Here is a 12,642-nt window from a genome sequence, read left to right on the forward strand (position 1 = left end):
TCTCTGCGACAATCAGCCGTGCTTCGACGTCGGTCAGCGGGCCCATCTTGCTGCCGTCTGCGCGAAAACGGTCGGTTGTCCCGTCCATATAGGCAATCCGGGTCACCGTTTCGCCGCGTTCTACCTGGGTGGTGACTGAACGTACCGGCCGAGTGGTTCCCGAGGGCAAGGAGACCGCAATATTGGCGTCTGCTGGCAAGGCCTGCTCTGGCAACTCCTTGCGCAGGTCCGTCCCACGTACCGTCTCGATCGGCCTCGCAACCATGACCAGGCCGGAGACGGTCCACAAGAGCACCGGAACTCCGACCAACCAGCCAAGCCAGATGTGCCACTTGGCGAACTTCTGCATCATGCGCTGTTGCGCCAAACCCCGTCTCCCGCGACCATTCCTACAATCTGGACGCGTGCCATGCCGGAGCTTGCCTAGCCGTGCAACAGTCGTCCGATAGCGCCTGCTGCGGCAATGCAATCGAAGTCGCTCCAGCGCGGGCCCATCACCTGCATGCCGCAGGGCAGGTTGCCAGTCCCGCCTACCGGTATAACGGTTGACGGGAGGTTGGGGAAGGTGGCCAGGCCCGCCCAGGCGAGCATGTCGGCAAAGGCGCTGTCCTTGCCGTTGATGGTGATCCGGCGATCGCGGATCGGCGTCTGATCGTGCGGATAGGCGAGCACTGCCAAGGGCGGGGCAAGTACGAAATCATATTCGGCAAAGAGATCGCCCCACGCGTATTCGTTGCGCGCCTGTACATCGAGCAACTGGTAGTAATCGGCGAGCGAAAGGGTCTGTCCATCCGGGCCGGGTCGTCCGCGTGCCATCGCCGTGTTGAGCAAGCGAAGATAATTGGCATGCTGCTCTGCCAGGTCGGGCAGCAGCTTGGACGAACGATCCACGGTGATACCGGCACGTTCCATTTCGTCGAGGGCACACTCAATCGGCCCGCGCACCGCCGCATCGATTTCGCTGTTCGGGTGATCGAGTACTGCGAGAAAACGGCAATCGGCCAATGGCTTGTGGCTGCGGACCAAGGGAAAACTGGTCGTTACATCGAGCAGGACATCGAGATCCTCAGCCGAACGGGCCATCGGACCGACGACCGAGAGCGGGCCGTCATGCACGTCACGATGTCCAGCCATCGGGTGCGTGTGGCCCCGACGACTGACCAGGAGGAAACTGGTCTTGTGGCCGAAGATCCCGTTGAAATGCGCCGGATTGCGGATCGAACTGCCGATATCGCTGCCGTATTCGCAGGGAACCATGCCGCTCGCCACGGCTGCCGCACCGCCGCCCGAAGAACCGCCAGCGACAAGGTCGTGATCGTGGGGGTTGTTGGTGCGACCATAGACCGGGTTGTCGCTCTGCAGGTCGGCCAAATCGGGTGGAACGTTGGTCTTGCCCAGGATGATCGCCCCGGCAGCCTTGAGCCGCTTGACCACCTCTGCGTCCTCGCGGGCGATATGATCGGCGAATTGCAGATGGCCGAAGGTGGTTGGCAGACCCGCGATATTGAAGCTTTCCTTGACCGTCATCGGCACGCCGAACAGCGGCTGGTCGTCACCCGCCTGACGCGCATCCATTGCCTTGGCGGTTTCCAACGCCCGCTCGAAATCGGTCACCACGACGGCGTTGATATGCGCATCGAGGTGCTCGATCCGCGCAATCGCTGCCTCGACCGCTTCGTGGGGCGACAACTCGCCACGGCGGATCATTGCGGCGGTTTCCAGCGCACCGGGTTTCTTCGTCAATCTCGGATAGGCCATGCAGATTCCCCTCTCGCGCAGCATCCTAAGGATGGAGGAGAGCCGGAGCAAACACTCTTAGTGACTGGTAGCAGGTCCGAATTTGGGTTCACGGCTGGTGTCGCTCAAACCCAGCGCGAGGCCGAAACCGATAATCGGCGCCGCTCCATATCCGATCAGAGCACTCGGATAGTTTGACAGGATCGCGGCTAGCGAAAAGCCGAAGAATGTTCCCGCCAGAGCACGTGGGATCGCAGGGGCAGTGGGGAGTGCGTGGAGGATCAGGAAGAAGCCTGCCAGAAGTGACGCGAGCAACCCCAGCGCTGCGAACGGGGCTTCGAACAGGAGCGAGTGGATCACGCGTTCGACGAAGGGCTGGGCGGCAAGTTCGCCATGGATGGCCATGACCATGCTGGCGAAAAAGGCGACAATGATGAAGACGCCGTACTTCCAGTCACGCTCTGCCTGGTAGAAACCGACGCCGGCCAACATCAGCGCGAGGCCTGTCGCCATGTCCGGCTGGAGTGAGGCAGCCAACAGTGCCACGGCAAGGATCGACGGCGCATAGACTTCGTCCCGTGCGGCGAGCACGGACAGTGATGGGACCAGGAGCATCCCGACGTGGAGTTGGACCGGGCCGAGGGGCAGCCAGCGAGCGATACCGAGGATTTCCGGCCCCGTGGCCAGCGGTACGAACAACGCTGCAAGGAAAGCTGAAGTCATCGCACGCCGCAGCCGGAGGCTGGGCGCGGGGCTCCACAGGATCAACAAGCAACCGATAGCCCACGCACCGGCATTTGTGACAAGGTACGGCGTCGGCGCGCTGAAACGCCAGAGATAGAGCAGGCCCGCAAGAACGGGGATTGCAAGGGCGAGCAGGGCGATGGCCCGTGCCCGCATTCAGCGTGTTCCCCAATTGGCGGCTGCCTGCGCCATTCCCTCAGATGTGGATCGGCTTGCCCTGGACGCCCATTGCCGCTTCCTTGATTGCCTCGGAATGCGTCGGGTGGGCGTGGCAGGTGTAGGCGATATCCTCGCTGGTGGCGCCGAATTCCATCGCCTGCGCCGCCTGCGCGATCATCGTCCCCGCAACGGAGGCGATGGCCCAGACGCCCAGCACGCGGTCGGTGTCGGCATCGGCGATAACCTTCACGAAACCATCAGGCTCGTGGTTGGTCTTGGCGCGGCTGTTCGCCATCATCGGGAACTTGCCGACCTTGACCTTGGTCTTGTCGCCACCGGCCTTTGCGATCGCCTCTTCCTGTGTCAGGCCGACGCCGGCGAATTCGGGCCATGTATAGACGACCCCGGGGATGACATCGTGGTTCACGATGCCGGTCTGCCCCGCGATATTTTCTGCACAGGCGATGCCTTCGTCTTCCGCCTTGTGCGCCAGCATCGGGCCGGGGATCACGTCTCCGACGGCCCAGACGCCATCAACCTTGGTGCGGAAGTCGTGGTCGGTCTCGATCTGGCCGCGCTGGTTCAAATCGAGCCCGATATTCTCGAGACCAAGGCCCGTCGTGTTCGGGCGTCGCCCGATCGACACGAGCACGCAATCGGCCTCCAGCGTCTCGCTTTCGCCGCCAGCGGCGGGTTCGAGCGTCAGCGTGGCCTTCTTGCCCTTGACCGTGCAGCCGGTGACCTTGGTCGACAGGCGCAGTTCCATGCCCTGCTTCTTGAAAATCTTGGCCGCTTCCTTGCGTACATCGCCGTCCATGCCGGGCAGGAGCTGGTCGAGGAACTCGACCACGGTCACCTCGGCACCAAGGCGTCGCCAGACCGAACCCAGTTCAAGCCCGATCACGCCCCCCCCGATAACGACCATCTTCTTTGGAACGGCCTTGAGCTCAAGCGCGCCGGTGGAATCGACCACTACCTGCTTGTCGTTGTCGATCTCGACACCCGGGAGCGGGGTGACCGATGAGCCAGTGGCGATGATCACATTCTTGGCGGTAACCGTCTCGTCACCAACCTTGACCGTGTGAGCATCCTGGAAGGTGGCGAAACCCTTCTTCCAGTCGACCTTGTTCTTCTTGAACAGGAACTCGATGCCGCCGGTGAGCTGCTTGACCGCGTCGCGGCGCTGGCCGTGCATGACATCGAGGTTGAGCTTGGGTGTCACCTCGATGCCCATGTGCGCCATGGTACCGTTCTTGGCTGCGTCGAAATACTCGCTCGCATGCAGCATCGCCTTGGACGGGATGCAGCCGACGTTGAGGCAGGTCCCGCCCAGCGTTTCGCGGCTTTCCGCGCAAGCGGTCTTCAATCCCAGCTGCGCTGCGCGGATTGCGGCGACATAGCCACCCGGGCCAGCACCGATAACGAGGACGTCGTAGTCGTATTCAGCCATTTTCAACTCCGTGACGCACGCCCTTCAACAAGCTTGAGGCGAACGGCCCTTTGTACAGTTCCCAACCCCGTTTCACCCCAACCCCTTGGAGGGTGCGTACGGTGTCGGCTTTACAGGTCGATCAGTATCCGCGTGGGATCTTCGATCGCTTCCTTGATGATCTTCAACGCGGTCACAGCCTCGCGACCGTCGATCAGGCGATGATCATAGGATAGCGCGATATACATCATCGGGCGGATCACGATCTCACCATTGCGGACAACTGGACGGTCCTCGATGCGGTGCAGGCCGAGAACAGCGCTCTGCGGCGGGTTGATGATCGGTGTCGACATCAGCGATCCGAAGACGCCGCCATTGGAAATGGTGAAGGTGCCACCCTTCATGTCTTCCATCGTCAGCGAGCCGTCCTTGGCGCGCTTGCCGAAGTCGGCGATGTCCTTTTCGATCTGCGCAAAGCCCTTGGCCTGGCAGTCGCGGACAACCGGGACCACGAGCCCGTTGGGCGCCGAGACGGCGACCGAGATGTCGACGTAGTCGTGATAGACGATCTCGTCGCCTTCGATGTAGGCATTGACCGCGGGCACGTCCTTCAGCGCCAGGCAGGCGGCCTTGGCGAAGAAGCCCATGAAGCCAAGCCGCACATCGTGCTTCTTGGCGAACAGGTCCTTGTACTTGTCGCGCGCTTCCATCACCGCCGACATGTCGACATCGTTGAAGGTCGTCAGCAGCGCGGCGGTATCTTGCGCACTCTTGAGGCGCTTGGCGATGGTCTGGCGCATGCGGGTCATCTTGACCCGTTCTTCACGACGCTCGCCTGTGGCAACCGGCGTTGCGGCGGGGGCAGCTGCCGGGGCGGCAGTATCCGACTTCTTCGCTTCGGCTGCGGCGACCACGTCTTCCTTGGTCAGGCGCCCGTCCTTGCCGGTGCCCTTGATGGTCGAGGGATCGACCCCGTGTTCGAGCACCGCGCGGCGTACCGCAGGGCTCAGTGTCTGGGCATCGCCGCTCTCAGCCTTGGCCTGGGCGGGTGCCGGAGCAGGCGCCGGCGCGGCTGCAGGCGCCTCGGCTGCGGCCGGGGCAGCGGCTGCACCGCCCTCGCTGACAACCGCAATGATCGCACCCACTTCGACCGTGTCGCCCACGGCCACGCGGAACTCCGTGATCGTCCCGGCGACGGGCGAGGGTGCTTCTACCGCGACCTTGTCGGTCTCGAGGCTGGCGATCGGTTCGTCGACCTTGACCGTGTCGCCGACCTTCTTGAGCAGCTCGCCGATGGTTGCTTCGGTGACCGATTCACCCAGCGTGGGGACTTTGACTTCAGTAGGCATAGAGTTTCCTCAGGCCTCCCCATGTCTATCGGGGGAGGGCTTGGCCGTAGTGGACTAGGTAAGACCGAGAGCGCTGGCGACCAGCGCCTCCTGTTGTTGTTGGTGGCGGGTGGCATAGCCCGTTGCGGGCGAGGCAGATGCATCGCGCCCGGCGTAGCTTGGACGCAGGCCCGACTTGCCGGCGGCCTCGGCGGCTTCCTCGATCGCGCGATCGACGAAGAACCAGGCGCCGTTGTTCTTCGGCTCTTCCTGGCACCAGACGATTTCCTCGAGGTTGGTCATACGCTTGAGGCGTACGGCCAGCGGCTCGCCGGGGAAGGGATAGAGCTGTTCGATCCGGACGACCGAAACGTCATCGAGCCCCGCCTCGTCGCGCGCTTGCATGAGGTCGTAGGCCACCTTGCCACTGCACAACACAAGGCGCCGGACCTTCTTGTCCTCGATCGTCTTGAGGTCGGACTTGATCCGCATGAAGTGGTGTTCGCCGAGAAACTCCTCCGCGTCCGATTTCGCCAACGGATGGCGCAGCAGGCTCTTGGGGGTCATGATCACCAACGGCTTGCGGAAGCTGCGCAGCATCTGGCGGCGAAGCACGTGGAAATAGTTCGCCGGCGTGGTGATGTTGCAGACGCAGATATTGTCGTTGGCGCAGAGCTGCAGGAAGCGCTCAAGACGGGCCGAGCTGTGCTCGGGGCCTTGGCCTTCGTAACCGTGCGGCAGTAGCAGCACGAGCCCGTTGGCGCGCAGCCACTTGGCTTCGCCCGCGGCAATGAACTGGTCGATCATGATCTGGGCGCCATTGGCGAAGTCGCCGAACTGCGCTTCCCACAGCACCAGAGTCTTCGGATCGGCCATGGCGAAGCCGTATTCGAAGCCCAAAACGCCATATTCGGACAGCGGGCTGTCGTAGACCTCAAACTTGCCGTGGGGCAGCGTCACCAGCGGGATGTACTTGTGTTCATCCTTCTGGTCGGTCCAGACCGCGTGGCGCTGGCTGAATGTGCCGCGACCCGAATCCTGGCCAGACAGGCGCACGCCGAAGCCCTCGGTGACAAGGCTGCCGAAGGCGAGCGCTTCGCCGGTGGCCCAATCGAAGCCTTCGCCGCTTTCGAACATCTGCCGTTTCGCATCAATCACGCGGCCCAGCGTCTTGTGGATCGCCAGATCGTCGGGAACGGTGGTCAGTGTGCGACCGAGGCTATCGAACAACTTGCGTTCGATCGCGGTTTCGACGTTGCGACGCGCCGTCTCGGGATCGGCGGGCTTGTTCATGCCAGCCCAGCGGCCACCGAACCAGTCGGCCTGGTCGGGTTCATAATCCTTTGCTGCCGCGAATTCCTGCTCGAGGTGGTCGGTGAACTCGGTGATCAGCTGGTCGGCATAGCCGCCATCGATCACGCCTTCCTCGACCAGGCGCGCAGCGTAGATCTCGCTCACCTTGGGGTGGCTGCGGATCTGATCGTACATCAGCGGCTGGGTGAAGCTCGGTTCGTCGCCTTCGTTGTGGCCGAAGCGACGATAGCACCACATGTCGATCACGATGTCGCGGCCGAAGCGCTGGCGGTATTCGATCGCCAACTTGCAGGCGAAGGTCACCGCCTCGGGATCGTCACCGTTGACGTGCAGGATCGGCGCCTGGACACCCTTAGCAACATCCGAAGGGTATGGTGACGATCTGGCGAATTGCGGGCTGGTCGTGAAACCAATTTGGTTATTGATCACGAAATGCAGGCAGCCACCGGTGTTGTAGCCACGCACGCCCGAGAAGCCGAGGCACTCCCAAACGATACCCTGGCCCGCAAAGGCGGCGTCACCGTGAAGCAGCACGGGCAGGACCTGTTCGTGCTTCTTCAGGTCGTCGCGGATCGCCTGCTGCGCGCGCGCCTTGCCCAGTACGACCGGGTTCACCGCCTCGAGATGCGAGGGGTTGGGAACCAGGCTCATGTGCACCGAGATCCCGTCGAATTCGCGGTCGGTGCTGGTGCCGAGGTGGTATTTCACGTCGCCCGAACCGCCGACATCGTCGGGGTTGGCCGAGCCGCCAGAGAATTCGTGGAAGATGACCTTGTACGGCTTGCCCATCACGTTCGCGAGGACGTTGAGGCGGCCGCGGTGCGCCATACCGTAGATGATCTCGCGCACGCCCGCGCTGCCGCCGTGCTTGATCACGGCCTCGAGCGCGGGGATCATCGATTCACCGCCGTCGAGGCCGAACCGTTTGGTGCCGACGTACTTCTTACCGAGGAACTTCTCGTATTGCTCACCCCGGATCACGGCGGCCAGGATTGCGCGCTTGCCCTCGGGGGTGAACTGGATCACCTCGTCAGGCAGCTCGAACCGTTCCTGCAGGAAGCGCCGTTCCTCGGTGTCGGCGATATGCATGTATTCGAGGCCGACATGGCCGCAGTAGGTTTCCTTGAGCGCCTGGAGCAACTCGCCGACCTTGACCCATTCGTAGCCGAAGGCGCCACCGACATAGACTTCCTTGTCTGCCTGGCCGCCGAAGCCATTGCCTTCCAGCGTCAATTCGGCCGGGCACTCGCGGTGCGAAAGACCCAGCGGATCGAGATTGGCCGCCAGGTGCCCACGCACGCGAAACAGGCGAATGAGCAGCATGGCACGGATGCTGTCATCCGCTGCCTGTTCGATCGCCTTGGGGTCAAACGCCTTGCCGGCCTGCTTGGCTGCCTGCGCAACCGCAAGCCGCATTTGCGTCGGGTCCAGCGCCGCCGTCAGGTCGGCGCCGCTGTCGACGACGTCGGCCAGCCACCTCGGATTGGCCCAGCTCGGGCCGGGTTGCGGACCGTCCTGGTTGCCCAGTTCGGGAAGGAAATCGTGGCTCTCGTTACCCATCAGGGTCACCTTCTGCGCCGACCCACTGTCGGCTCGTTAAACCAATGCTGGAACGACGCGGAAGGCTCCCTGGGAGGAGGTGTCCTGTCCGCAATTGTCGTTCAGACGAGTTCCTTCAGCAGCGCGTCGAGCGTGGTGCCGAGTTCGCTGGGCGAAGGAGACACGCGGATACCCGCGGCTTCCATCGCGGCGATCTTGTCTTCGGCGCCGCCCTGGCCGCCCGAAACGATCGCGCCGGCATGGCCCATGCGACGGCCCGGAGGGGCGGTGCGCCCGGCGATGAAGCCGACCATCGGCTTCTTGATGCCCTGCTTCGCCTTGTGGGCAATGAATTCGGCGGCTTCTTCTTCGGCGCTGCCGCCGATTTCGCCGATCATGATGATCGACTTGGTCTCGTCATCCTTGAGGAAGAGGTCGAGCACGTCGATGAAGTTGGTGCCGTTGACCGGGTCGCCGCCAATGCCGACCGCGGTGGTCTGGCCCAGGCCGACCATGGTGGTCTGGTGCACGGCTTCATAGGTCAGTGTGCCCGAGCGCGAAACGACGCCGACCGAGCCCTTCTGGAAGATCGAACCCGGCATGATGCCGATCTTGCATTCGCCGGGGGTCAGCACGCCGGGGCAGTTGGGGCCGATCAGACGCGACTTCGAACCGTCGAGCGCGCGCTTGACGCGCACCATGTCGAGCACCGGAATGCCTTCGGTAATGCAGACGATCAGTTCGACCTCGGCATCGATCGCTTCGAGGATCGAGTCCGCGGCGAACGGTGGCGGGACGTAGATGCACGATGCGGTCGCGCCGGTTGCAGCCTTGGCTTCGGCGACGGTGTTGTACACCGGAAGACCGATATGCTCGCTGCCGCCTTTGCCCGGGGTGACGCCTGCAACCATCTGCGTGCCATAGGTCAGCGCCTGCTGGGTGTGGAAGGTGCCGGTATCGCCGGTCATTCCCTGGGTGATGACCTTGGTGTTCTTGTCGACGAGGATACTCATTGGGTGCTCTCCTGGGCAATGGCGGTGACGGCGAAGCGCGCGGTTGGCGCCGTCCGGTCACCTGCAGGGTCGAGACGGATCTGCTTGTCGCCGATCGTCCAGTAGTAAGTGAAGCCTTCGGCCCGGCTGGGCATCCCGATGATCTGGGATACCCCCTGGGCAATCGGCATGTAATCGCTTGTGGCGTTGAGCCGTGCACTCACGACGCAGCTCTTCTCCTTCAGTTCGTCCTTGCCGACGATTATGTAGGTATTGTTGCCCGCCTTCTCGTACACGCCGCGCACGACCATCGATGATCGTCCTGAGCGCCGCTTGGCTCCTTCCCAGCCGTAGCTGGAGAGGTCATCCAGTTCGATCCAACGTGGGGATGTGATCGCCTGGCAGGTATTGAGAGCGTCCACGATCTGTGCGGCATCGGCCGGCTTGGTCTGGCCCGCCGCCGAAGAGGCGAGGATCAATCCGGCTAGGCCGCAGCAGGTCGGGAACGAACGCATGATCGGTTTCAGTCTCAGGCGAGCGAGCTGTCCAGGCCCTTGCAGGCGACGAGCAGTTCCTCGACCGCGTCGGTCGAGACCTTGAGGTTGGCCTTTTCTTCGTCCGAAAGGGCGATTTCGACCACGTCTTCGATGCCGTTCGCGCCGATAACCGCGGGGACGCCGACGTAGAGACCGTCGAGGCCATACTTGCCATCGACAAAGGCCGCGACGGGGAGGATGCGCTTCTGGTCGCCCAGGTAGGCCTCAGCCATGGCAATCGCGCTGGTGGCCGGCGCGTAGTAGGCCGAACCGGTCTTGAGCAGGCCGACGATCTCGCCGCCGCCCGAACGGGTGCGCTGGACGATCGCGTCGATGCGGTCTTCGCTGATGCCCTTAATCTTGGCGTAGTCCTTGACCGGGATGCCGTTGATCGTGGTGTAGCTGGTGACGGGGACCATGGTGTCGCCGTGGCCGCCAAGGACGAAGGCGTTCACGTCCTTCACCGAGACGCCGAATTCCCAGGCGAGGAAGGTGGCAAAGCGCGCGCTGTCTAGCACGCCGGCCATGCCGACGACCTTGTTGTGCGGCAGGCCGCTGAATTCGCGCAGCGCCCAGACCATCGCGTCGAGCGGGTTGGTGATGCAGATCACGAAAGCGTCGGGGCAGTTGTTCTTGATACCTTCGCCGACCGCCTTCATGACCGAAAGGTTGATGCCCAGCAGGTCGTCACGGCTCATGCCCGGCTTGCGCGGCACGCCCGCGGTGACGATCACCACATCGGCGCCGGCGATGTCGGCGTAGTCATTGGTGCCGGTGACCTTCGCGTCGAAGCCCTCGACCGGACCGCACTGCGACAGGTCCAGTGCCTTGCCCTGCGGGATACCCTCGGCGATGTCGAACAGGACGATGTCGCCCATTTCCTTCTTCGCTGCGAGGTGAGCGAGGGTTCCGCCGATCATGCCGGAACCGATGAGGGCGATCTTCTTGCGTGCCATCAGGGGGAGGGTCCTTTTCCTGCCGCGGGACCGCGTTGAAACCCTGACCGATATTCGGGCCGCGCCAATTGTCCCGCAAGGCGGCACGGCACCCGGTCACTTCGTTGTGCGCCCTAGGCCCGTGGTCTGGTGATTGCAACCAGCAATTGGCTCGCGAGACGAAGTATTTATGCAAATGGTTCGCAATTGCAATAAACATTTCGTGACTCACTTGCTGGGCGGCCAGTTCAACCGCTCGAAGCCACTATTATAAATTAAACTGCGAGACGCTGGTGAAGTTCCTCAGGGAGGGTGTCGCGTTCTTCGGCCAGCATAAGTGCGGCCTGATAATCGGGAACCGCCCGGCTGAAGTGATAGCCCTGACCATGCGAACAGCCGGCTTCGCGAACCGCGCGAACCTGGTCGATGGTCTCCAGCCCTTCGGCCACGATTTCCATTCCCAGCGAACGTCCCATCTGGGATACCGCGCGGATGATGGCATCGCTCTTGATACCCGCCTGACCCCCGGAAACGAAGCTGCGATCGACCTTGATCTTCGAGAAGGGCCATTGGTTGATGTAGCCGAGCGATGAGTAGCCGGTGCCGAAATCGTCGAGCGCAAAGCGCACGCCCGCCTCAGACAGCTCCTCGATGAAGAAGGCGATGTTCAAGCTGTCTTCGAGAAACAGGTTCTCGGTTACTTCCAGTTCAAGCCGTTCGGGAGCCAGCCCGGCTTCGCGAATTGCGTTGAGGATCCCCAAGGCCGCTCCGGGCACCTTGATCTGGAGCGGGGAGAGATTGACTGCGATGCGAACATCTTCTGGCCAGTTGGCTGCCGCTTGGGCAGCCTTGGCGGTGAGCCAGTTCCCCAGCGTGACGATGGCGCCCGAATCCTCGGCGATGGGGATGAATTCGTCGGGCCGGATTTCGCCACGGGTTGGATGGAACCATCGTGCCAGGGCCTCAAAGCACCGGATTTGGCCGGTCTGCAGATCGACGATCGGCTGGAAGTAGACGGATAGTTGGTCGTCGCGCAGAGCCTTGCGCAATTCCACTTCGATTTCTCGCCGTCGGGCAAGATCGCGAGTCATGGATGTATCGAAGAAACGAATCTGCTTGCGCCCATCGGCCTTGGCTTCGAACAAGGCGAGGTCGGCGCGCTTGAGCAGGGTTGATGCCGTAAGACCGTTGTCGGGTAGCAAGGCGATGCCGATCGACCCTTCCATATCGATCCGGTCACCATCGAGGCGTATCGGCCGGGTAATCTCGGAAAGGATCGCATTGGCGAGCGCAGATGCGGAACGCGGGTTGTTGATCGGGCATGCGACGACGAATTCGTCGCCCGCAAAGCGAGCCGCGATCCCGCGTCCATCGATCAATCCGCGCAGCCGACTGCCGACTTCACGAAGAACTTGATCGCCTGCCTGGTGCCCGCGGTAGTCGTTGACGTCCTTGAACCGATCGAGGTCGATCCAGAACACGGCAACTTGGGTCTGCTCACGCGCGATCTCGAGAATCTCGGGCAGGCGGCGATCCAGGCCGGCACGGTTGGCCAGGCCGGTGATCGGATCGGTCAGTGCAATCTGTTCCATCCGCGATGCCAGTCGCGCGCTTTGCTCGGCCGCCTCGATCGAGTCCCGCAAGACCCTGAACAGCGACAGCGTCACCCCGAACATCGCGGGCATCAACACCGCAATATTGACCGCGAGGAAGACGCCAAGCGCCGATCCGCTGGCAAGCGACATCACGAACACCGGTAGCGAAACCAGTACCAGCTGGCCCAAGGCCATGGCGGGGCGGCCGCCATTGTGCGCGCAGTTCCCGACGCCGTAGCCGAGTGCGTTGGCGATCATCAGAACTTGCGCCATTGGCGGCAGCTCGAAGGCAATCGTGGCGCCGGCTATTCCGCCCAATACCAGGCTGTAACCC

9 protein-coding genes and 1 pseudogene are annotated in these 12,642 nt (G+C 62.8%); all 10 read right to left on the minus strand.

Annotated features, from left to right (window positions below; all coding sequences use genetic code 11):
- A pseudogene (locus AAFM29_RS10530) lies at positions 1-352 on the minus strand (hypothetical protein); the annotation flags it as partial.
- A gap of 71 nt (positions 353-423) precedes the next feature.
- Positions 424-1,758: an amidase family protein gene (locus AAFM29_RS10535; protein ID WP_341712761.1), complete on the minus strand. Its 1,335-nt coding sequence runs from the start codon at positions 1,756-1,758 to the stop codon at positions 424-426.
- A gap of 57 nt (positions 1,759-1,815) precedes the next feature.
- The gene (locus AAFM29_RS10540) at positions 1,816-2,637 is read right to left on the minus strand and encodes a hypothetical protein (RefSeq protein WP_341712762.1); all 822 of its coding nucleotides are present in this window, start codon (positions 2,635-2,637) and stop codon (positions 1,816-1,818) included.
- Between the two features lie 40 nt (positions 2,638-2,677).
- Entirely contained in the window at positions 2,678-4,090 is a 1,413-nt protein-coding gene (lpdA, locus tag AAFM29_RS10545) for a dihydrolipoyl dehydrogenase (RefSeq protein ID WP_341712763.1), read from the minus strand.
- Positions 4,091-4,200: 110 nt separating this feature from the next.
- Positions 4,201-5,418, minus strand: coding sequence for a 2-oxoglutarate dehydrogenase complex dihydrolipoyllysine-residue succinyltransferase (gene odhB / locus AAFM29_RS10550; RefSeq protein WP_341712764.1), 1,218 nt, complete (start codon positions 5,416-5,418; stop codon positions 4,201-4,203).
- Positions 5,419-5,472: 54 nt separating this feature from the next.
- A complete protein-coding gene (locus AAFM29_RS10555) occupies positions 5,473-8,271 on the minus strand; it encodes a 2-oxoglutarate dehydrogenase E1 component (RefSeq protein ID WP_341712765.1) in 2,799 nt (932 codons plus the stop codon).
- Positions 8,272-8,372: 101 nt separating this feature from the next.
- Entirely contained in the window at positions 8,373-9,263 is an 891-nt protein-coding gene (gene sucD, locus AAFM29_RS10560) for a succinate--CoA ligase subunit alpha (protein WP_341712766.1), read from the minus strand.
- Positions 9,260-9,757, minus strand: a complete 498-nt coding sequence (locus AAFM29_RS10565; RefSeq protein WP_341712767.1) for a hypothetical protein — start codon at positions 9,755-9,757, stop codon at positions 9,260-9,262. The genes sucD and AAFM29_RS10565 overlap by 4 nt, the downstream gene beginning before the upstream one ends.
- 14 nt (positions 9,758-9,771) lie before the next feature.
- A complete protein-coding gene (gene mdh, locus AAFM29_RS10570; RefSeq protein ID WP_341712768.1) occupies positions 9,772-10,734 on the minus strand; it encodes a malate dehydrogenase in 963 nt (320 codons plus the stop codon).
- 254 nt (positions 10,735-10,988) lie between these two features.
- A partial coding sequence (locus AAFM29_RS10575; protein ID WP_341712769.1) for an EAL domain-containing protein occupies positions 10,989-12,642 on the minus strand: 1,654 nt, incomplete at its 5' end.

This window comes from Erythrobacter sp., from assembly GCF_038133525.1.
Lineage (GTDB): Bacteria > Pseudomonadota > Alphaproteobacteria > Sphingomonadales > Sphingomonadaceae > Qipengyuania.